The 26,348-nt window shown below is 67.3% G+C and carries 15 protein-coding genes and 1 pseudogene; 6 read left to right on the top strand and 10 right to left on the bottom strand.

The genetic code is table 11. From position 1 onward, the window contains the following. Nucleotides 1-155: 155 nt before the first annotated feature. Nucleotides 156-632, top strand: coding sequence for a GNAT family N-acetyltransferase (locus ACPTTC_RS38730; RefSeq protein WP_423396501.1), 477 nt, complete (start codon nt 156-158; stop codon nt 630-632). A 390-nt stretch (nt 633-1,022) separates the two neighbouring features. Here the strand turns inward: ACPTTC_RS38730 and ACPTTC_RS38725 are convergent, their stop codons facing one another. Both ACPTTC_RS38725 and ACPTTC_RS38720 read right to left on the bottom strand, forming a co-directional pair. Beyond that, nucleotides 1,023-3,515 (bottom strand): molybdopterin cofactor-binding domain-containing protein, encoded by a 2,493-nt coding sequence (locus ACPTTC_RS38725; protein ID WP_423396500.1) that lies wholly within the window; start codon nt 3,513-3,515, stop codon nt 1,023-1,025. A 21-nt stretch (nt 3,516-3,536) separates the two neighbouring features. Further along, a complete protein-coding gene (locus tag ACPTTC_RS38720) occupies nt 3,537-3,995 on the bottom strand; it encodes a (2Fe-2S)-binding protein (RefSeq protein WP_423396499.1) in 459 nt (152 codons plus the stop codon). A 724-nt stretch (nt 3,996-4,719) separates the two neighbouring features. Here ACPTTC_RS38720 and ACPTTC_RS38715 point away from each other — a divergent pair. Continuing rightward, nucleotides 4,720-17,433 carry an autotransporter-associated beta strand repeat-containing protein gene (locus ACPTTC_RS38715; RefSeq protein WP_423396498.1) on the top strand — a complete coding sequence of 4,238 codons (12,714 nt, stop codon included), beginning with the start codon at nt 4,720-4,722 and terminating at the stop codon, nt 17,431-17,433. A 372-nt stretch (nt 17,434-17,805) separates the two neighbouring features. Here the strand turns inward: ACPTTC_RS38715 and ACPTTC_RS38710 are convergent, their stop codons facing one another. The 6 genes from ACPTTC_RS38710 to ACPTTC_RS38685 all read right to left on the bottom strand — a co-directional run bounded on the left by ACPTTC_RS38710 (nt 17,806) and on the right by ACPTTC_RS38685 (nt 21,612). Beyond that, nucleotides 17,806-18,465: a carbonic anhydrase gene (locus tag ACPTTC_RS38710; protein WP_226199722.1), complete on the bottom strand. Its 660-nt coding sequence runs from the start codon at nt 18,463-18,465 to the stop codon at nt 17,806-17,808. Continuing rightward, nucleotides 18,407-18,673 carry a hypothetical protein gene (locus tag ACPTTC_RS38705; protein ID WP_423396497.1) on the bottom strand — a complete coding sequence of 89 codons (267 nt, stop codon included), beginning with the start codon at nt 18,671-18,673 and terminating at the stop codon, nt 18,407-18,409. Before ACPTTC_RS38705 ends, ACPTTC_RS38710 begins: the two co-directional genes overlap by 59 nt. A gap of 119 nt (nt 18,674-18,792) precedes the next feature. After that, nucleotides 18,793-19,218, bottom strand: a complete 426-nt coding sequence (locus ACPTTC_RS38700; RefSeq protein ID WP_423396496.1) for a hypothetical protein — start codon at nt 19,216-19,218, stop codon at nt 18,793-18,795. 12 nt (nt 19,219-19,230) lie between these two features. After that, nucleotides 19,231-19,485 carry a hypothetical protein gene (locus ACPTTC_RS38695; protein ID WP_226199728.1) on the bottom strand — a complete coding sequence of 85 codons (255 nt, stop codon included), beginning with the start codon at nt 19,483-19,485 and terminating at the stop codon, nt 19,231-19,233. Between the two features lie 109 nt (nt 19,486-19,594). Further along, on the bottom strand, nt 19,595-21,217 hold the full coding sequence (gene groL, locus ACPTTC_RS38690; protein WP_423396495.1) for a chaperonin GroEL: 1,623 nt from the start codon (nt 21,215-21,217) through the stop codon (nt 19,595-19,597). Between the two features lie 77 nt (nt 21,218-21,294). Then, entirely contained in the window at nt 21,295-21,612 is a 318-nt protein-coding gene (locus ACPTTC_RS38685) for a co-chaperone GroES (RefSeq protein WP_175951842.1), read from the bottom strand. Nucleotides 21,613-22,122: 510 nt separating this feature from the next. On the opposite strand from ACPTTC_RS38685, the gene ACPTTC_RS38680 reads away from it, so the two are divergent. From ACPTTC_RS38680 to ACPTTC_RS38665, 4 genes and pseudogenes are all read left to right on the top strand, one after another. After that, on the top strand, nt 22,123-22,563 hold the full coding sequence (locus ACPTTC_RS38680; protein ID WP_113194430.1) for an Hsp20/alpha crystallin family protein: 441 nt from the start codon (nt 22,123-22,125) through the stop codon (nt 22,561-22,563). A gap of 35 nt (nt 22,564-22,598) precedes the next feature. Then, complete coding sequence (locus ACPTTC_RS38675; RefSeq protein ID WP_175951843.1) at nt 22,599-23,012, top strand: Hsp20/alpha crystallin family protein; 414 nt, start codon at nt 22,599-22,601, stop codon at nt 23,010-23,012. A 176-nt stretch (nt 23,013-23,188) separates the two neighbouring features. Continuing rightward, nucleotides 23,189-23,418: pseudogene (locus ACPTTC_RS38670) on the top strand (hypothetical protein). Between the two features lie 674 nt (nt 23,419-24,092). After that, nucleotides 24,093-24,719: a hypothetical protein gene (locus tag ACPTTC_RS38665; RefSeq protein WP_423396494.1), complete on the top strand. Its 627-nt coding sequence runs from the start codon at nt 24,093-24,095 to the stop codon at nt 24,717-24,719. Between the two features lie 304 nt (nt 24,720-25,023). Here the strand turns inward: ACPTTC_RS38665 and ACPTTC_RS38660 are convergent, their stop codons facing one another. Both ACPTTC_RS38660 and ACPTTC_RS38655 read right to left on the bottom strand, forming a co-directional pair. Then, the gene (locus ACPTTC_RS38660) at nt 25,024-25,626 is read right to left on the bottom strand and encodes a LysE family translocator (RefSeq protein WP_423396493.1); all 603 of its coding nucleotides are present in this window, start codon (nt 25,624-25,626) and stop codon (nt 25,024-25,026) included. After that, nucleotides 25,620-25,958 (bottom strand): hypothetical protein, encoded by a 339-nt coding sequence (locus tag ACPTTC_RS38655; protein WP_423396492.1) that lies wholly within the window; start codon nt 25,956-25,958, stop codon nt 25,620-25,622. The genes ACPTTC_RS38660 and ACPTTC_RS38655 overlap by 7 nt, the downstream gene beginning before the upstream one ends. Between the last annotated feature and the right edge of the window lie 390 nt (nt 25,959-26,348).

Below are 26,348 nucleotides of genomic sequence, written 5' to 3'. Positions count from 1 at the left end.
ACGGCCCCGCCAGTCATGACGGGGCCGTGTCTTTTCAGTCGCTCCGAATGCATTGGCGCAGACAGGAGTGATTGCATGCGTTACAGAGTACGTGTTTTCGTCCCTCGGGACGCTGCCGGTGTGTCGACCTGGTCGCTCGGGCCGAGGAGCGTGGCATGCTGACGATACGAAAAGCGAATTGCCATGATGTCTTCGACGCATGGGAAATCCGTAATACCTCGGTGCATGCAGCGTGCGCTGGGTACTATCCCGAATCAGCCCTTTCTGGGTGGGTCGATGGCACGCCTTCCGACAAATGGTCCAGCGTTGTCGAGCGTGACTTCTACGTTGCCGTCGATGAGGGGCTGGTTGTCGGTACAGGCATGCTTACAGTCGCCAGGGGGCAAGTGGACGCAATCTTCGTCCGGCCGTCTCACATGGGGCGCGGCATTGGGTCCAGGATGCTGCAGTTTCTCGAAGCGTTGGCCGGCGATCACGGCCTGGTCGAAATGCGTCTCGATGCAACGCTGAACGCGGCGCCATTCTATCGTCGTTGCGGCTGGACGGGCGACTTGGTTTCAACGTACCGGACTTCGCGTGGATTTGAATTGGCTTGTGTGCCGATGACCAAGTGCCTCGCAGTGGACGTATAGATTGCCGTCGGGCCGAAGTCTGCCATCCGCATTCGGCAACAGTCGGTCGTGACTCGCACCCCGACGCCGAACGACCGTAATAGGGAATATTGTCGGTCCGCAACGGGTCGATCACGGCCCGTGGTGAAGTGACGGCGAAGCAGTCCCAGACCTGATCTGACGCTGACTGAGAGTTCAGGTCTTGACTTACGCATTTGATCGATGCGGTGCCCACATCGCGACACCGGATCCGTCCACGCGCTCATATGCGAGGTCGAGCGCAAGCAGGCTGACCGCGTGCGCGGCCGATATCCGGCCCGCGCCAGCCGGCAGCGTTCCGATCGAGCTCCGGATTCGCTCGACTTGCAATCGTTGTCGCAAGAAACCCGCGCGATCCCTCCCGATTGCCGCTTACGTCATCGTCCCTTTCTTCAGCTCGTCGATGCATGGGATGCCGGCGCGCCGCTTCGGCCGCAGGAATTTCGGCACCGTGCTTGCCTGGCCGACACCTGCGTGGCTTTGATCGGTCCTGGGCTTCAACGCGGCCGGCTTGACCTTGCGCGGCATCCGGCAGCCGCCGGCCGGCAGGTCGCCGTACGGTTCCTCGTCGACGGCCGCCGCGGGGGCCGCCGGCACTCCGGGGGCCGCCGATGCGACCAGCATCGGGCCGAACGGCAGCGCGTGCAGTCGCTCGCCGGTCAGCACGAACGCACCGTTGGCCACGGCTGGCGCAATCGGCGGCACGCCGGCGTCGCTCAGCCCGGTCGGGTGTGCGTCCGACGGAACGAAGAAGACATCCACCGGCGGCGCTTCCTGCATGCGCACGGGCGGATAGTCGGCGAAACCGGCGTTGCGGACCGCGCCATGGTCAATGTCGATCGCGAATCCCGGCTTCGTCATCGCGAGGCCGAACAGCGCACCGCCCTGGATCTGCGCTTCCGCGCCGGTCGGGTTGACGATGCGGCCCGCATACACGCCCGCCGTCACGCGATGCACGCGCGGCTGCTGCGCTTCGATCGACACTTCCGTGACGTACGCGACGACCGAGCCGGCCGTTTCGTGCATCGCGACGCCCCATGCATGCCCGGCCGGCAGCGTGCGTGTGCCGTAGCCGGATTTGTCGACGGCCAGCGCGAGCGCCTGGCGATGGGGCGTATGCTCGGGGCCGGCCAGCCGCGCCTGCCGGTAAGCGACTGGATCCTGTCGCGCCGCGTGCGCGAGTTCGTCGACCAGCGTTTCCATCACGAACGCCGTATGCGTATGGCCGCCCGAACGCCACGACTGGACCGGCACGTCGACGTCGGTTTGATGGACCGATACCTGCATCGGGAAACCGTACGGGCTGTTCGCCACGCCTTCGGTCAGGTCGGGATCGGTGCCGCTTTTGCGAATGGTCGTGCGTTCGAGCGGCGACCCCTTCAGCACCGACTGGCCGACGACGACGTGCTGCCAGTCCCGCACCGCGCCGCTGCCATCGACACCGATGTCCACGCGATGCAGCACCATCGGGCGGTAATAGCCGCCGCGCAGATCGTCCTCGCGTGTCCAGATCGTCTTGACCGGGCCCAGGTGGCCGGCCGCCAGGTATGCGGCGGACACGCGGGCGGCTTCGACCACGTAGTCCGACGTCGGCGTCGAGCGCCGGCCGTAGTCGCCGCCCGTCGCCATCGTGAAGATCTGGACTTTCTCCGGCGCGACGCCGAGTGCCTTCGCGACCGCCGCGCGGTCGGTCATCTGCAGCGACGAGCCGCCCCAGATCTTGATCCCGCACGCGCAGCTCGGCGGCCCGACGTCGACCGTGCAGCTGAGCGGCTCCATCGCCGCGTGCGCGAGATACGGAAATTCGTAGTCCTTCTGGATCCGCGTTGTCGCCGGCGGCGCGCTGCCGGCATCGGCCGTGCGTACCACGGTCCCCGGCGTATCGGCGAGCTGCTTGTACGCCTGCATCTGTTCGGCGGACGTGACGGTCGAGCCGGCGTCCTGCCACGTGACCTTCAGCGCATCTCGGCCGAGCTTGGCCGGCCAGTAGCCGTTCGCGATCACGGCCACGCCGGTGCCGCCGCGATCGGTCGGAATCTCGACGACCTCGACCACGCCCCTGACTGCCCGGGCCGCCGCCGCGTCGTAGCTCGCGACCTTGCCGCCGAAGCGCGGCGGGCGCGCGATCACGGCCACCATCGTGTCCGGCAGACGCCAGTCCATCCCGTACTTGAGCGTGCCGTCGAGCATCGCGCGCGAATCGACGCGCGGAGTCGGTTTGCCGATGATGCGGAACTGGTCCGGCGACTTCAGCGGCACGTGTTGCGGCACCTGCATCGCCATTGCGTCGGGCGCGAGTTCGCCGTAGGTCGCGCGATGGTTGCCGGAGGTCACGACGCCATTCGCGGTGCGGCACGTGGCGGGATCGACGTTCCAGCGCCGGGCGGCCGCGGCGACGAGCATCGCGCGCGCGGATGCGCCGAGTTCGCGGTATTGCGTAAACGAATGGTTGACCGAGGTCGAGCCGCCGGTCATCTGGATGCCGGTCACCGGATCCCGGTACGGTTCGCCGGCGGGCGCGAGCGCGGTGCGCACATTGCGCCAGTCGGCATCCAGTTCGTCGGCCAGCGCCATCGGCAGCGCGGTGCTGACGCCCTGGCCGGACTCGGTCCGGTTGACGGCAACCGTCACCGTGTTGTCCGGCGCGATGATGACGAACGCCTGGGGTGGCGAGGTTCGGGGGCTGGTGTCGGTCGCGGCCGCGGTACGCAGCGGCGGGATGCCCAGCGCGAGACAGCCGCCCGCGGCCATCGTGAGTTTCAGAAAGCCGCGTCGGCCCGGGTTCGGCGAACCGGTCGAGGCGGGCGCGGCGTGGAGGTGTTGAGCGTCGGTGCTCGCCGAGCCGCCGACAGTGCGGATTCGCATGGTGACAGTCTCCCGACAGGCTTATGCAAGCGCACCGGCCGCATCGTGAATCGCGGCGCGGATGCGCTGGTAGGTCGCACAACGGCACAGGTTGCCGGCCATCGCGGTATCGATGTCGGCGTCGGTCGGCGCCTTGTTGCTGCGCAGCAGGCCGACCGCGCTCATCATCTGGCCGCTCTGGCAGTAGCCGCATTGCGCGACGTCGTGCCGGACCCACGCGTCGAGCACGGCCTTGCCGATCGCATCGTCGGCGAGGTGTTCGGACGTCGTGATACGGGCGTGGCCCACCGCCGACAGCGCGAGCGTGCAGCTATGCGTGGGCCGTCCGTCGACATGGACGGTACAGGCGCCGCAGTCGCCGGTGTCGCACCCGAACTTGGTGCCGGTCAGGCCAAGGTTGTCGCGCAGCACCCAGAGCACCGGCGTCGACGGGGCGGCGTCGACCTCCGCCAGCCGGTTGTTGATATTCAACGTCACCATCGTGATGTTCTCCCTCGGGCATCTCGTTATCGCGCGCATCACGAAACCGCAATGCGGCGGATGTGAATCAATTAAAGCAGACTCGAGAATAAATCAGCACCCCGGGATTCAGCGTTTTTCCTTTCTTAATAATTCACGTGATTTATTTAAAGCTGAAATATTACATCTCTCATACGAATCATCAAATCGGCACGAAAGATTGTTGAGTTTTGACAAAAATTTCCCCGACTCATGGAAAACGTTTGCGAGTCGAGCATATATTTGACTCGCGATCACGCCAGGAGGCTTAGAGGTCGAACGACGGGCACCATCAGGTCGATATGCGGAAAATCGAATTCCGGCTGTCAGGAAGATCGATGTTCAGCGTTCTTTTAATCGGCGGAAGGTGTACTGCGAGCGCGGCTTGGACGCTCGACACGTTTGACCTGGATGGATAGGCGCGCCATAAGCGCCGACCGCCGGGCAATATGTTCGATTCGCCAAATACAAAAGTTTTATTGGGTGGAAGAATTACCGAGCAAGGGGGCGCAAGCAAAAAATGCCGAATCCATGATCATCCCAGATTAATTCCCGCCAGTTGTCAATCATGCCATTCGCTTCGGCTTGGCGACGGGAAGGTATTTATTCAGAAACTGTATGGCGCATTCCTGAGTTTCTCTTCGGCATTTTAAGAATGCCGAAGCGATGCTTGTCGTCGTCGATTTTATAACCGGAAGGTGTGATTATGCGTATGCGCATGGGTTCGAATAAAAAGCGCGCGGAAGCACGTTCGAAACTCCTGGTTCCGACCGGCATGCTGGTCGCGCTGGTCGGCGCCGGGGTCATTCCAGCCGACGCACTGGCCGCCTGCACCGGAACGACGACCGTCAGTTGTACCGGAGCCAGCACGTCCTATTCGAACGGCACGAACAATCTCAACCTGACCGTCGCATCCGGCGCGACCGTCAGCGTGGTGCCGTTGTTCGGCGGCACGGCGCTGTCGCTGACGGGCAGCGGCGTCACGCTGACCAACAACGGGACGATCGACCCCGCGTTGTCCGGGTTGAGCCTCGTGTCGAACGGCACGGTGGTCGGCAATAGCGCGTCCGCAAGCACCGTCAACGTCACGAACACCAGCTCGGGCGTGATGATGGGTTCGACGAGCTCGCTGCTCAACGGGCCGGCGTTGACGGTATACAACGGCACGGGCGGCACGACGAACATCACCAATGCCGGCACGATCGGTACGACCGGCCTGGGCTTCAGCCCGGGGCCGACCGCGCAGGTCGTGACCACGTCGGGCGGCGCGCAAGTCAACTTCACCAATGCGAGCGGCGGCACCATCAACGGTTCGGTGGCGCTCGCGCCCAGCGCGACACCGGGCGCCGGGAACACGTTCACCAACGCCGGCACCGTCGCGGGCAACGTGTCGCTGGGCGCAGCCCTCGGCACGTCGAACACGTTCAATGCGCTGACCGGATCGTCGGTCGGGCTCGGCGTCGATGCGGGCCTGGGCGGCAACAACACGCTCAACCTGCAACTGAACACGGCCGCGGGGGGCGCGACGAACGGCACCATCGCGGTCGATACGTACGGCAATTTCAACAACCTCGCCGTGCAGGGCGGCACGTGGGACATCACCGGCGCATCGACCGCGACGAACGCGTCGCTGACCGGCGGCACCGCGATCGTTCACGGCGCCGGTGCGCTGGGCACCGGCACGATCGTCGCCGGCGGCGGCACGCTCGAGGCCGGCGCGGCCGGTGTGAACCTGCTCAACAACGTGACGCTGAGCGGCGGCCTGACGGTCGACGGCGCGACCGGGCTCGCGTTGTCGGGCTCGATCGGCGGCGGCGGCGCGCTGACCGCGAGCGGTACCGGGACGCTGACGCTGAACGGCGCCAATTCGTTCACCGGCGGAACGAATCTGACGGGCGGCGGCGGGCTGGTGGTCGGCACGGGCACGGCGCTCGGCGGCGGCGCGCTGAACGTGACGGGCGCGGGCGGCTCGCTGGGTACGAGCGTCGGCGGCACGGTGCTCGGCAATGCGGTGAATATCGACGCGGGCGTCACCCTGGGCCTGAACGGTTCGGCCAACCTCGGTCTGGGCGGCACGATCGCAGGCAGCGGCGGTCTCGCGCAAACCGGCACGGGGACGACGACGCTGTTCGGCGCGAACACGTTCACCGGCGGCACGGCGCTGAGCGGCGGCGGGCTGATCGCCGGCAACGGCGCGGCGCTCGGAACCGGCGCGCTGCACGTGACCGGTGCGGGCGGCTCGCTGGCGACGAATGTGGGCGGCACGTTGCTCGGCAATGCGGTGAATCTCGATGCAGGGGCCACGCTGGGCCTGAACGGTGCGGCGGGCCTGAGCCTCGGAGGCACGATCGCCGGTAGCGGCAGCCTCGTGCAAAGCGGCGCGGGCACGACGACGCTGCTCGGCGTCAACACGTTCTCGGGCGGCACCGCACTGAGCGGCGGCGGGCTGATCGCCGGCAACGGCGCGGCGCTCGGCACGGGAGCGTTGAACGTGTCCGGCACGGGCGGCTCGCTGGCGACGAGCGTCGGCGGCACGCTGCTCGGCAATGCAGTCAACCTCGGCGCGGGCGCCACGCTCGGCCTGAACGGCGCGGCCGACCTGAGCCTTGGCGGAGCGATCGGCGGGAGCGGCAGTCTCGCGCAGACCGGCACGGGTACGACGACGCTGCTCGGCACGAACACGTTCACGGGCGGCACGACGCTCGGCGGCGGTGGGCTGATCGCCGGCAACGGCGCGGCTTTGGGCACCGGTGCGCTGAACGTGGTCGGCGCGGGCGGCTCGCTCGCGACGAACGTCGGCGGTACGGTGCTCGGCAATGCGGTCAACCTCGGCGCGGGCGCGACGCTCGGCCTGAACGGTGCAGCCGATCTCGGCCTGAGCGGTGCGATCTCGGGTGCAGGCGGCTTGGCGCTCGGCGGCACCGGCGCCACGACGCTGTCCGGCGCGAATACGTTCACGGGCGGCGCGAGCCTGACGGGCGGCGGCAGCCTGATCGTCGGCGGCAGCACGGCGCTCGGCGTGGGCGGCGCGTTGAACGTCAGCGGTCTCGGCGGTTCGTTGAGCGCGGATCTGGCCGCCGGCGCGGCACTCGCGAACGGCATCAACCTGAACGGCGCATCGTTGACGCTGAACGGCGCGAACGACCTCGGCCTGAGCGGCGCGATCGGCGGCACCGGCGGCCTCGTGCTGAGCGGCACGGGGACGACGACGCTGTCGGGCGCGAACACCTTCGGCGGCGGTACGACGTTGAGCGCCGGCACGGTGCTGGCGGGCAACGACCTGGCGCTGGGTACCGGTGCGCTGAACGTCGCCGGCTCGGGCGGTGCGCTCGGCGCAAACGTGAACGGCATCGCGCTGGGCAACGCGGTGAACCTCGGCGCGGGCGCGACGCTCGCGTTGACCGGCGCGAACGATCTGGGCCTGAACGGCACGATCGCCGGCAACGGCGGTCTCGCGCAAATCGGCTCGGGCATCACGACGTTGACCGGCGCGAACACGTTCTCGGGCGGCACGACGCTGAGCGGCGGCGGAATCCTCGCCGGCAACGGCGCCGCGCTGGGCACGGGTGCGCTGAACGTGACCGGCGCGGGCGGTTCGCTCGGCACGACCGTCGGCGGCACGGTGCTCGGCAACGCGATCCAGCTCGGCGCGGGCGCGGCACTGACGGTCGGCGGTGCGAACGATCTCGGGCTGGGCGGGATCATTTCCGGTGCCGGCGGCCTGTCCGTGGCCGGCCCGGGCACGACGACGCTCACCGCGGCCGAGACGTTCACCGGCGGCACCACGATCGGCGGCGGCACGCTGGCGATCGGTGCAGGCGGCAGCCTCGCCGCGTCGAGCCCCGTCAACCTCACCGGTGCCGGCGCGCAGTTCAACATCGCCGGCGCGACCACGCCGCAGTCGATCGGCACGCTTTCGGGTGTCGCGGGTTCGACGATCGATCTCGGTTCGAACCACCTGACGCTGGCAGGCAGCGGCAGCGGCGTCTTCGCGGGCAACATCGGCGGTGCGGGCGGCCTGACACTTTCCGGCACCGGTTCGCAGGCGCTCACCGGCAACAACACGTACGCGGGCGGCACGGCGCTGACGGGCGGCAGCCTGGTCGTCGGCAGCGGCGCGGCGCTCGGCCTCGGCGCACTCGACGTCAACGGTTCGGCTTCGCTCGGTGCGAGCGTGCCGGGCGTGACGATCGGCAACGCGGTCAATCTCGGCGGCGGCGTCACGCTGGGGTTGAACGGCGCGAACGATCTCGCCCTGGGCGGCACGATCGCCGGCAACGGCAGCCTCGCGCAAACCGGCACGGGCACGACGACGCTCACAGGCACGAACACGTACACGGGTGGCACGACGCTCAGCGCCGGCGGGTTGATCGCCGGCAACGGCGCGGCGCTTGGCACCGGCGCGCTGAATGTGAGCGGTGCGGGCGGCACGCTCGCCACGAACGTCGCCGGCACCGTGCTCGGCAATGCGGTGAACCTCGGCGCCGGCGCGACGCTGGGGCTGAACGGTTCGGCGGACCTGAGCCTCGGCGGCGTGCTGTCGGGCGACGGCAGCCTCGCGCAAACCGGCACCGGCACGACGACGCTGCTGGGTGCGAACACGTTCACGGGTGGCACGACGCTCAGCGGCGGCGGGCTCATCGCCGGCAACGGCAGCGCACTCGGCACCGGCGCGCTGAACGTGACGGGCGCGGGCGGCTCGCTCGGCACGAGCGTCGGCGGCACCGTGCTCGGCAATGCGGTGAATCTGGGCACGGGCGCGACGCTGACGGTTGGCGGTGCGAACAATCTCGGCCTCGGCGGCGCGATTTCGGGCGGCGGCAATCTGTCGGTGACCGGCCCGTCGATCACGACGCTCACGGGAGCGGGCAGCTACACCGGCAACACGACGATCGGCAACGGCAGCACGCTGGCGGTCGGCGCGGGCGGCAGCCTGTCGGGCGGCAGTCTGTTCGACCTGGCCGGCGCGGGCGCGACGCTCGACCTGAGCGCGGCGACGTCGCCGCAGACGACGGGCGGGCTCGTCGGCACGGCCGGCTCGGCCGTGAATCTCGGCGGCAATACGCTGACGCTCGGCGGTTCCGGTAACGGCACGTTCGGCGGCACGATCGGCGGGGCGGGCGGGCTGACGCTGTCCGGCACCGGCACGGAGACGCTGACCGGCACGAATACGTACACGGGCGGCACGACGATCAACAGCGGCACGCTGGCAATCGGCGCGGGCGGCAGCCTGGCGGCGGGCGGCGCAGTCAATCTGGGTGGGGCCGGCGCAACGTTCGACCTGAGCGGCGCGGCGCTGCCGCAGGCGATCGGCACGCTGTCGGGGGTGGCCGGTTCGACGGTGAATCTCGGCGGCAACGGCCTGACGCTGGGCGGTTCGGGCAGCGGCACGTTCGGCGGCACGATCGCTGGGGCAGGCGGCAGCCTGACGCTGTCGGGCACGGGCACCGAAACGCTGAATGGTGCGAACAGCTACACGGGCGGCACGAACCTCACCGGCGGCGGCACGCTGCTCGCCGGCAACGGTTCGGCGCTCGGCACGGGCGCGTTGAACATCGCCGGCGCAGGCGGCACGCTGGCCACGAGCGTCGCCGGCACGACGCTGACCAACGCGATCAATCTCGGCACCGGTTCGGCACTGACGCTCGGCGGCACGAACGACCTGGGCCTCGGCGGCATCATCGCCGGCAGCGGCAGTCTCGCGCAAACCGGCACCGGAACGACCGCGCTCACCGGCGCGAACACCTACACCGGCGGCACGACGCTGAGTGCTGGCGGCCTGTCGGTCGGCAGCAATACGGCGCTCGGCACGGGTGCGCTCAACGTCACCGGCAGCGGCGGCGCACTCAGCGCGAGCACGGCGAACCTGCTGCTGGCGAACGCCGTCGATCTGGGCGCCGGCTCGGCGCTGAATCTCGGCGGCGCGTTCGACCTCGGCCTGAATGGCATGATTTCCGGTGCAGGCGGCGTGGTGCAGTCCGGCACGGGCACGACCACGCTTGGCGGCGCGAACACCTACAGCGGCGGGACGACGTTGAGCAGCGGCGGATTGAGCGTGGGCAGCAATACGGCGCTCGGTTCCGGCGCATTGAACGTGACCGGCAACGGCACGCTGAGCGCGAGCGTGAGCGGTACGACGCTCGGCAACGCGGTTACGCTTGGCGCGGGCGCGACGCTCGGGCTGAGCGGGGCGAACGATCTGGGCCTGAGCGGCACGATTTCCGGCAGCGGCGCCCTGGCGCAGACCGGCACGGGAACCACGACGCTCACCGGCACGAACACCTACGACGGCGGCACCACGTTGAGCGGCGGCGGGCTCATCGCCGGCAACGGCAGCGCACTCGGTTCCGGCGCGCTGAACGTGACGGGCGTGGGCGGCTCGCTCGGCACGAGCGTCGGCGGCACGGTGCTCGGCAATACGGTGAATCTCGGCGCAGGATCGACGCTGACGGTTGGGGGTGCGAACGATATCGGGCTGGGCGGCGGGATCTCGGGCAGCGGCGGTCTGTCGGTCAGCGGCCCGTCGACGACCACGCTCACGGGCGTGAACACCTATACCGGCAACACGACGATCGGCGGCGGCAGCACGCTGGCGGTCGGTGCGGGCGGCAGCCTGTCGTCGGGCAGCGCGCTCGATCTCGCCGGCACGGGCGCGACGCTCGACATCAGCGCGGCGACCACGCCGCAGACGAGCGGCATGCTGTCCGGCGTAGCGGGCACGAACGTGAACCTCGGCGGCAACACGCTGACGCTCGCCGGTACCGGCAACGGCAACTATGCCGGCACGATTGGCGGCACGGGCGGGCTGACGATGTCCGGCACGGGGACGGAAACGCTGACCGGCGCGAACACGTACACCGGCGCGACGACGATCAACAGCGGCACGCTCGCGATCGGCGCAGGCGGCAGCCTGTCGGCGAGCAGCCCGGTGAATCTGGCCGGTGCGGGCGCCACCTTCGACGTCAGCGGCGCGACCACGCCGCAGACGACGGGCACGCTGTCGGGCGTGGCCGGTTCGACGGTGAACCTGGGCGGCAACAACCTGACGCTGGGTGGTTCGGGCAGCGGCACGTACGGCGGCACGATTGCCGGCGCGGGCGGCAGCCTCACGCTGGCGGGTACGGGCACCGAAACGCTCACCGGCAACAACACGTACACGGGTGGCACGACCCTGAGCGGCGGCGGCACGCTGATCGCGGGAAGTGGTTCGGCGCTCGGCACGGGTGCGCTGAACACGAGCGGCGCAGGCGGCACGCTCGGCACGAGCGTGGCCGGCACGACGCTGACCAACGCGATCAATCTCGGCGCGGGCTCGACGCTGACGGTTGGCGGTGCGAACAATATGGGCCTCGGCGGCGGGATCTCGGGCAGCGGCAACCTCGCGGTGACCGGCCCGTCGACGACGACGCTCACGGGGGCCAGCTCGTACACCGGCAACACGACGATCGGCGGCGGCAGCACCCTGGCGGTTGGCGCGGGCGGCAGCCTGTCGGGCGGCAGCGCGATCAACCTGGCCGGCGCGGGCTCGACGCTGGACGTCAGCGCGGCCACGTCGCCGCAGACGACCGGCACGCTATCGGGCGCGGCGGGTTCGGCGGTGAACCTCGGCAGCAATACGCTGACGCTCGGCGGGTCGGGCAACGGCACGTTCGGCGGTACGGTCGGCGGCACGGGCGGGCTGACGCTGTCGGGTACCGGCACCGAAACGCTGACGGGCAACAACACGTACACCGGCGCGACGACGATCAACAGCGGCACGCTGGCGATCGGCGCGGGCGGCAGCCTGTCGGCGAGCAGCCCGGTGAACCTGGCCGGTGCGGGCGCGACCTTCGACGTCAGCGGCGCGACGACGCCGCAGACGACGGGCACGCTTTCGGGCGTGGCCGGTTCGACGGTGAACCTGGGCGGCAACAACCTGACGCTCGGCGGCACGGGCAACGGCACGTACGGCGGCACGATCGCCGGCGCGGGCGGCAGTCTCACGTTGTCGGGCACCGGCACCGAAACGCTCACCGGCAACAACACGTACACGGGCGGCACGAGCCTGACGGGTGGCGGCACGCTGATCGCGGGCAACGGCTCGGCGCTCGGCACCGGCACGTTGAACACGAGCGGCGCAGGCGGCACGCTGGCCGCGAGCGCGCCGGGCACGACGCTCGGCAACGCGGTGAATCTCGGCGCGGGTTCGACGCTGACGGTGGGCGGCGCGAACGATCTGGGCCTCGGCGGCGGGATCTCGGGTAGCGGCAACCTCGCGGTGAACGGCCCGTCGACGACGACGCTCACGGGGGCCAACTCGTACACCGGCAGCACGACGATCGGCGGCGGCAGCACGCTGGCGGTCGGCGCGGGCGGCAGCCTGTCGGGCGGCAGCGCGATCGACCTCGCCGGCACCGGCGCCACGCTCGACCTGAGCGGGGCCACCTCCGCACAGACGACGGGCGCGCTGTCCGGCGGCGCGGGCACGAACGTCAACCTCGGCGGCAATACGCTCACGCTCGGCGGCGCAGGCAGCGGCACGTACGGCGGCGTGATCGGCGGCACGGGCGGCCTGACGCTGTCGGGCACCGGCACCGAAACGCTGACGGGCAACAACACGTACACCGGCGCGACGACGATCAACAGCGGCACGCTCGCGATCAGCGGCAACGGCAGCCTGTCGTCGAGCAGCCCGGTCAGCCTGACGGCGTCCGGCGCGACGCTCGACCTGAGCGGTGCGTCGTCGCCGCAATCGACGGGCGCGATCTCGGGCGTGGCCGGCTCGACGGTGAACCTGGGCAACAACAACCTGACGCTCGGCGGCACGAGCAGCGGCACCTATGCGGGCAACATCGCCGGCACCGGTGGCGTGACGATGAACGGCACCGGAACCGAAACGCTGACGGGCGCGAATTCTTACACGGGGGCGACCACGATCAACAGCGGCACGCTGGCGATCGGCGCGGGCGGCAGCCTGTCGGGCACGACGCCGGTGAGCCTGACGGGTGCGGGCGCAACCTTCGACCTGAGCGGCGCGACCACGCCGCAGACGACGGGCACGCTGTCGGGCGTCGCGGGTTCGACGGTGAACCTCGGCGGCAACAACCTGACGCTCGGCGGCACGGGCAGCGGCACGTATGACGGCACGATCGCGGGCACGGGCGGCAGCCTGACGCTGGCCGGGACGGGCACCGAAACGCTGAACGGGACCAACACGTACACGGGCGGCACGAGCCTGACCGGTGGCGGCACGTTGATCGCGGGCAACGGTTCGGCGCTCGGCACGGGTGCGCTGAACACGAGCGGCGCGGGCGGCACGCTCGGCACCAGCGTGGCCGGCACGACGCTCGGCAACGCGGTGAATCTCGGCGCGGGTTCGACGCTGACGGTTGGCGGTGCGAACAATCTCGGGCTTGGCGGTGCGATCTCGGGCGGCGGCAACCTCGCGGTGAATGGTCCGTCGACGACGACGCTCACCGGCGCGAGCTCGTACACCGGCAACACGACGATCGGCAACGGCAGCACGCTGGCGGTCGGCGCGGGCGGCAGCCTGTCGGGCGGCAGTGCGGTCGATCTGGCCGGTGCAGGGGCGACGCTCGACCTGAACGCGGCCACGACGCCGCAGTCGACCGGCGCGTTGTCGGGCGTGTCGGGTTCGACGGTGAACCTCGGCGGCAATGCGCTGACGCTCGGCGGTTCCGGCAGCGGCACGTACGGCGGCACGATCGCCGGCACGGGCGGCAGCCTCACGCTGGCGGGCACGGGTACCGAAACGCTGAACGGGACGAACACGTACACGGGCGGCACGACCCTCACCGGCGGCGGCACGCTGCTCGCCGGCAACGGCTCGGCGCTCGGCACCGGTGGGTTGAACACCAGCGGCGCGGGCGGCACGCTCGGCACCAGCGTGGCCGGCACGACGCTGACCAACGCGATCAATCTCGGCGCGGGGTCGACGCTGACGGTTGGCGGTGCGAACAATCTGGGCCTGGGCGGCGCGATCGGCGGCAGCGGCAACCTCGCGGTGAACGGTCCGTCGACGACGACGCTCACGGGGGCCGGCTCGTACACCGGCAGCACGACGATCGGCAACGGCAGCACGCTGGCGGTCGGCGCGGGCGGCAGCCTGTCGGCGGGCAGCTCGGTCGATCTGTCGGGTACGGGGGCCACGCTGGACCTGAGTGCCGCGACGACGCCGCAGACCACGGGCGCAGTGTCGGGCGTGTCGGGTTCGACCGTGAATCTGGGCAGCAACACGCTGACGCTGGGCGGCTCCGGTAACGGCACGTACGGCGGCACCGTCGCCGGCACGGGCGGGTTGACGCTGTCGGGCACCGGTACCGAAACGCTGACGGGCAACAACACGTACACCGGTGCGACGACGATCAACAGCGGCACGCTGGCGATCGGCGCGGGCGGCAGCCTCTCCGGCAGCAGTCCGCTGAACCTGACCGGTGCGGGCGCAACCTTCGACGTCAGCGGCGCGACCACGCCGCAGACGACGACCGCGCTGTCGGGCGTGGCCGGTTCGACGGTGAACCTGGGCGGCAACAACCTGACGCTCGGCGGCACGGGCAACGGCACGTTCGGCGGCACGATCGCCGGCACGGGCGGCAGCCTCACGCTGGCCGGCACGGGCACCGAAACGCTGACCGGTCCGAACACATACACGGGCGGCACGAACCTGACGGGCGGCGGCACGCTGGTCGCGGGCAGCAACACGGCGCTTGGCACGGGCGCGCTCAACACCGGCGGCGCAGGCGGGACGCTGGCCGCGGGCACGCCGGGCACGACGCTGACCAATGCGGTGAACCTCGGGACGGGTTCGACGCTGACGGTGGGCGGCACCAACAGCCTCGGCCTGAGCGGCCCGATCTCGGGCAGCGGCGCGCTCGCGCTCGGCGGCCCCGCGCCGACGACGCTTTCCGGTGCCAACACGTACACCGGCGGCACCAGCGTCACCGGCGGCGGCACGCTCGTCGCCGGCACGCCGACCGCGCTCGGCAGCGGCACGCTGAGTGTCGGCGGCAACGGCGGCACGCTCGGGACCAGCGTTCCCGGCACGACGCTCGGCAACGCCGTGAACCTCGGCACGGGTTCGACGCTGACGGTGGGCGGCGCCAACAACCTCGGCCTGAGCGGCCCGATCTCGGGCGGCGGCAACCTGGCGGTGAGCGGCCCGTCGACGACGACCCTCAGCGGCGCGAACGCATACACGGGCAGCACGACGATCGGCAACGGCAGCACGCTGGCGGTCGGCGCGGGCGGCAGCCTGTCGGCGGGCAGCGCACTGACGCTGGCCGGCAACGGCGCGACGCTCGATGTCAGCGCGGCCAGGACGCCGCAGACGACGAGCGCGCTGTCCGGCGCCGCCGGTTCGACCGTGAATCTCGGCGGCAACACGCTGACCGTGGCGGGCCCGGCGGGTGGTTCGTTCGGCGGCACGATCGCGGGCACCGGCGGCTTCGCGGTGCAGGGCGGCGGCACGCAGACGCTGACCGGCGCCAACACGTACACCGGCAGCACGACGATCGGCAGCGGCAGCATGCTCGCGCTCGCCGGCGCAGGCAGCCTTGCGCCGACGAGCCCGGTGATGCTCGCGGGCAGCGGCGCGACGCTGAATCTCGCGGGTTCGGCCGCACCGCAGTCGATCGGCACGCTGTCGGGCACGACGGGTTCGAACGTGAATCTCGGCGCGACGCCGCTGACGGTCAATACCGCGGGCACCAGCTCGTTCGCGGGCACGCTGTCGGGTACCGGCCCGCTGACACTGGCCGGCACGGGCGCACAGGTGCTGAGTGGGACGAACACGCTGTCCGGGCCGACGACCGTGACCGGCGGCACGCTCGCGGTCACCGGTTCGCTGGCCAGCTCGCCGGTGACTGTCGGCAGCGGCGCGACCGTCACCGGGACGGGCACGATCGGCGGCCTGGTCGTGTCGGGCGGCGGCACCGCATCGGTCCTCCAGTATGGGCAGCCGCTGAAGGTCGCGGGCAACGCCACCTTCCAGCCGGGCTCGACGCTGCAGGTCGGCGCCACGCCGCAACAGAGCGGGGGCCTCGACGTGACCGGCTCCGCCACGCTCAACGGTGGGTCGGTACAGGTCGTCGCGGCGACCGGGCAATACCAGCCGGGCAAGCTCTACACCATTGTGAATGCCGGCGCGGGCGTGCAAGGGCAGTTCAGCGCGGTGAACTCGACGTATGCGTTCCTCACGCCGACGCTCACGTACAACCCGGCGCAGGTGCTGATGTCGCTGGCACCGAACGGCACGCCGTTCTCGTCGGTTGCGACGACGCCCGACGGGCAAGCGGTGGCGGGCGCGGTCGGCACGCTCGGCGCCGGCAACCCGCTGTTCGATACGGTGCTGACGTCGGATGCGCCGACCGCGAACCGCGCATTCACGCAACTGGCCGGCGATCTGTATCCGAGTACGCGAAGCGTGCTGCTGTCGGATAGCCGCTACGTGCGCGACGCGGTGCTCGATCGTGCGCGGCTCGGTTCGCAGCCGGGCGGGGCGCTGTGCGGATGCGAGGCGCCGGTGTCGGCGGACGATCACGCGGCGGCGCTCGACCGGCGCATGGCCGCGGAGAACGGCTGCACGCCGGCCAAGTCGTTCAAGCCCGCGGTGTGGGGCCGGCTGTACGGCTCGCATAGCCGGTTCGACGGCGACGGCGTTACGGCGGTCGACCGCAATCTGTACGGCTTCGTCGTCGGGACGGACGCGGAGGTCAGCAGCCACTGGCGTGTGGGTATCGCGGGCGGCGCGTCGCGCAGCCTGCTCAATACCGACCAGAACGAGTCGGCGAAGGTCAACGGCGAGACGATCGCACTGTATGCGAGCGGCCGGTACAACGCGTGGAACGTGCGCGGTGGCGTGTCGCAGTCGTGGTACCGCGTGCATAGCGAGCGCAATCCGTCGTTCGGCAGCTTCTCCGATCACGATACCGCCAGCTACGACGCGAACGCGACGCAGGTGTTCACCGAGATCGGCTACTCGACGGCCATCCGCAACGTCGCACTCGAGCCGTTCGTCGGGCTTGCGTATGCGAGCCTGCACACCGGCGGCTTCAAGGAGAGCGGCGGCGCGGCGGCGCTTCAGGGCGATTCCGACACGACGGGCCTCGGCTTCTCGACGCTCGGCGTGCGGGCCTCGACCGACGTCGCGGTCACGACGAAGGGCAAGGTCACGACCTTCGGCACGATCGGCTGGCGGCATGCGTTCGGCAACACGCAACCGGGTTCGACACTGTCGTTCGCGAGCGGAGGAGCGCCGTTCAGCGTGGTCGGCGTGCCAATTGCGCGCGATGCGGCCGTGCTCGAGGTCGGTGTCGATGCGGCCGTGACGAAGAACCTGTCGCTCGGCCTGTCGTATAGCGGTCAGCTCGGCGGCCACATCAGCGATCACGCGCTGTACGGCAATCTGTTGTGGAAGTTCTGAAGGGCGGGGCGGCGGCCGCTCGCGGTGGAGTCGTCGTGAGCGGGCGATCGATTTCCAAAGCAGTTGCGTTCGGCGGCGCATTAGGGCGACCGCACGCAGCACGCGTGCGCGGCGCCATCGGGCCCGGCGCAACGCCGAACCCCGCATATGCGTGGAGCCGTGGCCGATGGCGACGGCGAAAGGCGGGATAACGCCGATGGAGCCGGCGTGATGGTGTCGATGCCCGTCAGCGTGGTGCGGCGTCCGCATTGACGCCGCAAGACGCGCGCGTGGGGTGGGGCGATACGAACCGGCGCGCGTTCCCGCTCTCGCTCCGTTTGGCGGATCGTCGTGCACGCCCGATGCCGGGCATCGGGCGCGAACAACGGCGGGCTAGATCTGGGCGCGGTCGCGCGAATTCACGGCGACCACCGTGGGCGATTCGGCCAGCGGGACGAAACGTCGGGAGGTGCCGTCCAGCGCGTCGATGCCGCCCGTCTCGATGTCGTAGACCCATCCGTGCAGGTTCAGGCGTCCTTGCTCCAGTGCAAGCGCGACTGACGGGTGGGTGCGCAGGTTCGCCAGCTGCGCGATCACGTTTTCGCGCACGAGCCCGTCGAGTTTCGCGCGCGGCGTGTCGTATTCATGCGCGGCGTTGATGACGCGTGCGGAATCGGCATGACGCAGCCAGTTCGCGACGGCCGGCAGATGATCGAGGCAGGTGCAGCGCGAAATCGCGCCCATCGCGCCGCAATCGGAGTGGCCGCAGATCACGATATCCCGAACGCCGAGAACGGCGACCGCGTATTCCACGGTGGCGGACACGCCGCCGGGTTCCGGGCCGTACGACGGCACGATATTGCCCGCATTGCGGATCACGAACAGTTCGCCCGGCTCGCGCTGAGTGAGCAGCTCAGGGACGACACGGCTGTCGGAGCACGTGACGAACAGCGCCTTGGGGTTTTGTGACGTGGCGAGTTGCTTGAAAAGCGCCTCACGTTGCGGATAGATGTCGCGTTGAAAACGCAAAAAGCCATCGATGATGTCTCGCATGCTCGCTCCAGAACTTCAGACGTATGATCAGCGCAGCAGTAGCAGGTACGCCTGCGCGGCGAGCATCATAATGCAGATATCCGTCGTGCGCAGGTGTGGCGAGCGGCATCGCCCGGTACCCGCCCCAGGATGCCGCGTCGAATGTCGATTCGTTTTTTGCATAAGTATCGCTAACAATTTCGGGGGATGGGGTGATCTGCATTTCCATGCAGTTTTCCTGTCAGGGCGATCCTGGCCGTATATCGTCCAGCGGAAGTCCCCACTAAACAGCCTCGTCAAATCAGATGGTTGCTGTCCGGGTAGGCAGTCAGGGATTCCCATGGCGATTCAGGTGCGACCTGCGGCGTCGGCCTTCCGGCCCGGCACGATCTCGCAGAAAAATTCCTGGTGACGCGCACCGAGCCGGCGGGCCGCCTCGTAGCGATGAAAGTGACTGGCGAGCCAGAACCTGCAGCCGTCGAAGAACACTTTCATTGCCGGCCGTGCCGCGCGCATCGAATTCGAGCGGATGGACGCGACGGCGTCGTCCAGCGCATCGATGTCGAACGAAGTGTCGAACAGCATCGCATCGTCGACCGAAAGCTGTAAAAACTTGAGGTAATCGATTCCGAGCACGCCGACCGGCAGCCGGGTCGGAGCCGGAATCGGCGAACGAAAATTGCCGGACATGGTGACAGGGGATTCCGCAGCGCGGTGAGCCGTTTCGAGGTCGCGTCGACGCAGGCGCCGCCGCCGCCGGGCGAGGAACGCCACGGCGATGCAGCGTCAATCGTTTGCCATGAGATGACTGATGATCAGCGCCGGATCCGCGATGTCCAGGATCAGCCGACGGAAGATGCGCTTTCGCATATGGTCTTCGTCGAGCATCCAGGGTTCGCCCTTTTTACCAAGGTACTGTGCGAGCGCATCCTGGTTGGCGGCGCCGCCGGGAAGCTCGAGGCGGGCGGCCAGCAACCCTGCCAGGACATCGTCGATCTCGATGTCGAGCGGTTTCGAATCAATGTGAAGCACGAGTTTCATGTCGATTCCGGGCAAAAAGCGGCGCCGCAACCCGCATCGCGCGTGCGGCGCCGAACGCGTTGCGCCGGCCGCGACTGTTCAGCCGGCGCAGACACGAACCGCTACCAGGTCAATACTCGAGCGCCGGTGTCGCGTGCGGCGCCGCCTTCTCGTCCTTGGGTGCGTCGGCAACCGATGCGTCGGTCGTGAGGATCAGGCCGGCGATCGACGCGGCATTTTGCAATGCCGTGCGCGTCACCTTGGTGGGATCGACGACACCGGCTTCGACGAGGTCGACGAACTCGCCGGTGGCCGCGTTGTAGCCGAAGTTGCCCGTGCCTTCCAGTACCTTCGCGATGACGACCGACGGCTCGTTCCCAGCATTCGAAGCGATGACGCGCAGCGGTGCTTCGAGCGCGCGCAGCACGATGTGGATCCCCGCGTCCTGGTCGCTGTTGGCGCCTGTCAGGCCCGTGACCGTCGAACGCGCGCGCAGCAGCGCCACGCCGCCGCCCGGCACGATCCCTTCTTCGACCGCCGCGCGCGTGGCGTGCAGCGCGTCGTCCACGCGGTCTTTCTTCTCCTTCATCTCGACTTCGGTTGCCGCTCCGACCTTGATGACGGCTACGCCGCCCGCGAGCTTCGCGACGCGCTCCTGGAGCTTCTCGCGATCGTAGTCGCTGGTGGCTTCCTCGATCTGCGTGCGGATGGACTTCACGCGCGCATCGATGCGCTGCTCGTCGCCCGCGCCGTCGATGATGATCGTGTCGTCCTTGCGCACCTCGACGCGCTTTGCCTGCCCCAGATCCTCGAGGGTTGCCTTTTGCAGCTGCTTGCCGGTCTCTTCCGAGATGACGGTTGCGCCGGTCAGGATGGCGATATCCTCCAGTGTCGCCTTGCGACGGTCGCCGAACCCGGGCGCCTTGACGGCCGCGACTTTCAGGATGCCTCGCATCGCGTTCACCACGAGCGTGGCCAGGGCTTCGCCTTCGATGTCTTCCGCCACGATCAGCAGGGGCTTGCCTGCCTTCGAGGTCGCCTCGAGGACGGGCAGCAGATCCCGGACGTTCGAGATCTTCTTGTCGTGCAGCAGGATCAGCGCGTCGTCCAGGTAGGCTGCCTGCTTGTCGGGATCGTTGATGAAGTAGGGGCTGACGTAGCCGCGGTCGAACTGCATCCCCTCGACGACATCGAGTTCGTTGTCGAGGGACTTGCCGTCCTCGACCGTGATGACCCCTTCCTTGCCGACCTTCTCCATTGCGTCGGCGATTATCTTGCCGATCGCCTCGTCGGCGTTCGCCGAGATCGAGCCGACCTGCGCGATTTCCTTGCTCGTGGAAATCGGCTTCGACAGGTCGCGAAGCGCGTCGAGCACGGCGGCCACCGCCTTGTCGATGCCGCGCTTCAGGTCCATCGGGTTCACACCGGCGGCGACGTGCTTCATGCCTTCCTGCACGATCGCCTGCGCGAGCACGGTGGCCGTGGTGGTGCCGTCGCCGGCCACATCCGCGGTCTTCGATGCGACCTGCTTGACGATCTGCGCCCCCATGTTTTCGAAGCGCTCCTTCAGCTCGATTTCCTTCGCGACCGACACGCCGTCCTTCGTGATGACGGGCGCGCCGAAGCCGCGCTCGATCAGCACGTTGCGGCCCTTCGGCCCGAGCGTGACCTTCACGGCGTCGGCGAGCACGTTCACGCCCTTGACGATGCGGCCGCGGGCACTGTCGTGGAATTTGACGTCTTTTGCACTCATGTTTGGACTCCGGATCATAGTCGTTGACTCGACGCGTCGCGAACCACCGCTCGGGTGTTCGCGACCGGTTCAGGTTTTCAGGCGGCCTTGCGGGCGGTGCCGGCGTCAGCCTCGAGGACGCCCATGACGTCCTCCTCGCGCATGACGAGGAGTTCCTCGCCATCGACCTTGACGGTCTGCCCCGCGTATTTGCCGAAGAGCACCTGATCACCGACTTTCAACTGGAGCGCACGCAGCGTTCCATCCTGGAGCAGCCGGCCGCTGCCGACCGCGATGACTTCGCCTTGTTCGGGCTTTTCCGCGGCCGAGTCGGGAATCACGATGCCCGACGCCGTCGTCCGCTGCGTCTCGATTCGCTTGACGATAACCCGGTCGTAGAGGGGGCGAATCTGCATTCTCATCTCCTGAGCGATTGAACGTTCACGAAAAGGGAATCCGGCTGCCGGCCGTCGCGACTCGTGCGTCGCCGCCGGGCAGCCGCGCCACTGTCTGGCGGGAACCGAAATAGAGGCGCCCGCCGCACGCTTCAAGAGGGCGCCAAAATGCCTGTTTGTAACAATTTGTTTCAGTCTGGCGTCGGGGGACGAAGGCCCTTTCCGAGGCGATGAGGCGTGTGGCGTATTGCCTGCGCAGCGGCCGTGACCGTGCCGGGATGGGCGGCATGCGCACCCGCTCGGCCGGTTCCCGAAGCCTGTCGGCGAGGCCCGTGAAGCGTCGCGGGACGGGCTGTCGAACCGCCTCTTGAAATTTCCGCTTCTTGCGCTATGTTACGGATCGCCAAGGCAGTCGCGCTAAGCGCTGCGTGTTTCGATTTGTTTGTCTGCGGGGTTTCCCACGGGCAGGCGAACTGGAGCGCGTGGTTCCGTTCGCCTCTCGTGAAGGGCCCCCGATTCAAGGAGCCAGTCATGAGCGATCTTCTCTTCGGCACCGATCTGCTGGGCGAATTCGACCGCCTGCAACGGCAGATGGCCAGCCTCTTCGCGGGGTATCCCGCCAGCCTGCGCGCGACGCGCAGCGAAACCTTCCCTGCGGTGAACATCGGCAGCACCGACGACAGCATCGAGATCGTCGCATTCGCGCCGGGGCTCGATCCGGCCGCGATCGACGTCTCGATCGACAAGGGGCTGCTGACGATCAGCGGCGAGCGCAAGCCGCCCGAGTCGAATGAGGACGCCGAAACGCGCGTCTATGCGCGGGAGCGCTTCATGGGCGCGTTCCGGCGGGTCATCGAGTTGCCGCAGCACGCCGATCCGGACAAGGTCGATGCGCGCTATGTGAACGGTTGCCTGACCATCAGCGTCGGGCGCTCCGAGGCCTCGAAGCCGCGCGCCATTGCCGTCCAGTGAGGATTGATCCAGATACCTAACGAACGGAGGACATCATGAACGACAGCAACGAACTGACGACGCGCGGGGCCGGCACCGATGTTGCCGGCCCGGCCGGCGAGGCGCCGGCGAAGCCGCTCACCCGTGTCGCGCCCGCCGTCGACGTCTTCGAGGACAACCGCGGCATCACGCTGTACGCGGACCTGCCGGGCGTGCCCCGCGAAAAGCTCGACGTGCAGGTGCGGGACGGCAACCTGACCGTCGAGGCCGAAGCCGTCATCCCGACGCCGGCCGGACTGCGGCTGCAGCACGGCGAAGTGCGTCATCCGCGCTTCTGGCGGGCGTTCACCATCAGCCCTGACTTCGACGTCTCGCGCATCGATGCGCAACTGCGCGACGGGGTGCTCAAGCTGACCATTCCGCGCCGCGAGGAGGCGAAACCGCGACGCATCCAGGTGAGCGTCGGATAGGCCGGCGTATTGGCAGCACGGACCGGCGCAGCACGGTGCGCGGTGCTGCGCCGGCGGACACGGCCGCACGCCGGCGGTCGGCCGTGCGATGCCGCGGGCGGGGGCAGGCCTGCACCCCGCGGTTGGCTTTCGCGCCCCGCCGCGATTCGCGATTCCATCGTTGACAGGAAATGGACATGCTCAGCCCACACGAATTTGCGACCCTGATGCTGGTCCGCGAGGCGCCGGACCAGATCGACCTGCACCGAACCGGGCTCGACGCGCTGCTCGAGCGCCAGCTGGTCATGCTTTCCTGACGCGCAAGGGGCGCCGGTTTCTCGACGCGCTTCACCCGGGCAGCACGCCGGGGCCCGCGCATGCCGGCATCCTCGGGCGGCCGGTTTCCGGCATGCATCCCGACGCATGACGATGCCGGCCTGACGCGCGCCGAGCCGCGAAGCGGTCGGGCCCGACGCGCGTCCCGTCATGGATGATTGTCGGCATGCAGGCCGACGGGTAGGTGTCCAGCGGCGCCTGCGGCGCGGCGCGAGCTGCCCGGCAGAAGCGGCAGAAGCGGCAGAAGCGGCAGCGAAGGCGAAGCCCCGCATCGAATGCCTCCGCTCGAGCGCAGCTGACGTCATGTTCGGTGAAGTCCTTCAAAACTGCTAATCAAGTCATTTCGACGCCGTGCAGCGCGCGATGAGTCGCTATCGAGAGACGAGCATGTTCAAGTGCTACCGCCAATTGTGCTGGTGGAATCAACGGACACGATTGGCGCTTTAGCGGACACCGTTGGCAGAATCTACGAACTTCGACACCTGTTGCCGATGCCCGGTGCCGAATCGACGTCTTTGCTTCGCAAACGATAACGATTTTATTTCGGTTTTCGTTTCGCCAATTCGATCCGCCGCATCACAATTCAACACGGCAAGAATCGCAAATGGTTTCGAAAAAATAAACGGACGACGCCAAAATATCAAAAAATGATCTTGATATTGAGCGGCATGTCGATCCGAGCTGGCGAAATTTGGGAAAGACACTATCATCCAACATGCGTAGCCGTACCGTTCCATCAACCCAATCCGGAGTGAGAGGAAAAACATGGCCCAGGCATATGCTGTCGTGTACGACACCTCGAAGAATTTCTTTATTGCCGTCAAGAATGAAGTGGCGTTCTTTTTTCATACCGACAACAACGGCAACGGCGTTATCTATCCACCGGACGGCACCCCGATCAAGAACGGCCCTGGAGAGCCCGCACTTCCCGGCGGAGGGGTCGCAGGGAAAGCTGATCCGGCGATCGGCGCGGCAAACGAATTTCAGGAGGAGACCGGCGTCGAGCTTCGCGAATTCGACCTGGAGTTGAAGCCGAAAGAGTGGCATGAAAAAACGAATAAGTACGAGTATTACGGCGTCTACTACCGGTTCTCGAGAGCTGTATTCAACGATGTCAGCAGAAAGGCAATTGCCAACATAAATACGGGCGCCCAAGCAGCTGCCGCCATTGGCAATGGAAGAATCAGAACCTACAGGGATATTTTCAAAACATATCCAAATTGCCCGAAAGACAATGAACTTGCGGCCGGCTTGATCTGGAATCTCGACCGGGACTGGAGCAGGATTCAAGCATTGAACAACAGCACGAGCACCAACTGGTTCTACATTATTCTCAAAAATCTCAAAGAGAACTTTGATAAAGCCGATTTCCCGGCTGTAACGGGCGAGTAAGTCGCATCGGGACGACATACTCCGCATGTCGCCCCGATGTGCGGCGTCCACCTCATGGTAGGTGCACTGTACGGTCGGAATCGGCGCGTATTCACGCGGCGTCGTCGCGAATGCCTATCACGCACACGGCGTCGGACGCCGCCCTCCATCGAATTGACGCTTTCCGGCAGGTTCGCTTGATTGATGAGGTTGTCGAGCAGGAAATCCGATCCGTTTCATATCGTCAAGCACGTGTTCCACCCTCGCAAGGTGCGCGACAAGAATTCGTCAAGAACCTACGGAGGAGAGGCGCGCCACGGCCGCCTCATCGATTGAGCACCGAACTGGCCAGCGTTACTGCGAACGTCAGCAACACCAGCGAGGAGCACCGTAACACGATGGAAGCCAATCGACCCTCCGCACGATTCATGAGCAGCAGCCGCCCCGAACGAGACCATATCAGTCCGATCGGAATCAGGGTGATCAGAAATACGCCTGTCGACAACAAGAAAATCTCGAGCGATCTGAATGCGGATTCCGGGAAAATTGCGCTTGAAAATAGCAATGCCTTGGGATTCATCAGGGTTGCAAAGAAAAGCCCCCGAAACCCCAGGGGTGCCGAGTCGGTAGCATCAAAGTCGGCGCCTTTAAGCCACATGTTCACCGCGAGGTAGAGGATGAACATGGAACTGATCAGCTTGACGCAACTGACAATCCATGGGTATTGTGCCGCCAAAGACCAGAGAAAAAATCCCCATGCCGCAATGCCTATCACATAGCCTGACGCCTCCGCCGCGACCAGCCGGCACGCACCACGCAGATTCAGCTTGAGCCCGGCAGAAAGCAGCAGCGTGTTTGTCGGCCCGGGTACCAGCAGCACAATGGCGACGTAGAACGACATTTTTAGCATGGGACTCAATGTCAACATGGACTCACCTCGTCTTTCCAGCGATTTGCTTCGTGAAGCGACTGGTTGCGCCATGGCTGCGAGTGGCGAAGCGTAAATCTGTATGAGTTGCCGGCATCTCGACTCACGATCGACGGTGCGGCGCCGAGGGCACTGGGGAATCGCGCCGGCAAGGCGATGGTGCCGATCCCCATAATTGTCAGGCCATCATAGGTGGTAGGGAACCGCGCTGACAACTTTTCTTCCTCGCGCTCGAGATCATGAAATACCGCGCGTGCTTGCTTTATCCGCTCATCGTGGTATGCGAATTTGGGATTTGACTTCTCCGGAACCCGATTTGGATCGATGAACATGCAGTAGTAATTGCCATTGGTCGGGGAATTTTAAAGTTCCAGGTCGGAATTACCGTAATCGGCCGATTTGTATTTCTTCATCGTGCAATGTTGCGCTGCCGCGTTCGGTAATGCGGTGGCGCCAGCTTATACGCCTGGCAAGGGTGTGAAATAGGGATCGTTTAATAATCGCGCACTAACCATCAAATTAAACCAAATTTCGAGGTTATTTATTTTCGGTGCGTATGGTGTTCCGCGTTGGGATGGAGTAGTGTGATTTTGTGAAAAACAAATAAAAATCCTGTTAAAGATATCAGTGTGATTTAAATAATTGCTGGATTACTCTGAATGCGGATCAATTGGCCACCTCGCGGAAGTCCATTCGGGTTTCAATCCTATGGGAAGCGTTTC

Source organism: Burkholderia mycopellens, from assembly GCF_964265025.1.
GTDB lineage: Bacteria > Pseudomonadota > Gammaproteobacteria > Burkholderiales > Burkholderiaceae > Burkholderia.
The sequence above is the reverse complement of the archived record's forward strand: the minus strand, read 5'-3'. Positions and strand labels throughout refer to the sequence as shown.

Bases quoted from the DNA above. Each gene is read 5' to 3' on its own strand.
- ACPTTC_RS38665 (WP_423396494.1), top strand. From the start codon at position 24,093: ATGGCCCAGGCATATGCTGTCGTGTACGACACCTCGAAGAATTTCTTT.
- ACPTTC_RS38710 (WP_226199722.1), bottom strand. From the start codon at position 18,465: ATGCGAGACATCATCGATGGCTTTTTGCGTTTTCAACGCGACATCTAT.
- ACPTTC_RS38715 (WP_423396498.1), top strand. From the start codon at position 4,720: ATGCGTATGCGCATGGGTTCGAATAAAAAGCGCGCGGAAGCACGTTCG.
- ACPTTC_RS38680 (WP_113194430.1), top strand. From the start codon at position 22,123: ATGAGCGATCTTCTCTTCGGCACCGATCTGCTGGGCGAATTCGACCGC.
- ACPTTC_RS38705 (WP_423396497.1), bottom strand. From the start codon at position 18,673: ATGGAAATGCAGATCACCCCATCCCCCGAAATTGTTAGCGATACTTAT.
- ACPTTC_RS38725 (WP_423396500.1), bottom strand. From the start codon at position 3,515: ATGCGAATCCGCACTGTCGGCGGCTCGGCGAGCACCGACGCTCAACAC.
- ACPTTC_RS38655 (WP_423396492.1), bottom strand. From the start codon at position 25,958: ATGTTCATCGATCCAAATCGGGTTCCGGAGAAGTCAAATCCCAAATTC.
- ACPTTC_RS38685 (WP_175951842.1), bottom strand. From the start codon at position 21,612: ATGCAGATTCGCCCCCTCTACGACCGGGTTATCGTCAAGCGAATCGAG.
- ACPTTC_RS38675 (WP_175951843.1), top strand. From the start codon at position 22,599: ATGAACGACAGCAACGAACTGACGACGCGCGGGGCCGGCACCGATGTT.
- groL (WP_423396495.1), bottom strand. From the start codon at position 21,217: ATGAGTGCAAAAGACGTCAAATTCCACGACAGTGCCCGCGGCCGCATC.
- ACPTTC_RS38730 (WP_423396501.1), top strand. From the start codon at position 156: ATGCTGACGATACGAAAAGCGAATTGCCATGATGTCTTCGACGCATGG.
- ACPTTC_RS38660 (WP_423396493.1), bottom strand. From the start codon at position 25,626: ATGTTGACATTGAGTCCCATGCTAAAAATGTCGTTCTACGTCGCCATT.
- ACPTTC_RS38720 (WP_423396499.1), bottom strand. From the start codon at position 3,995: ATGGTGACGTTGAATATCAACAACCGGCTGGCGGAGGTCGACGCCGCC.
- ACPTTC_RS38695 (WP_226199728.1), bottom strand. From the start codon at position 19,485: ATGAAACTCGTGCTTCACATTGATTCGAAACCGCTCGACATCGAGATC.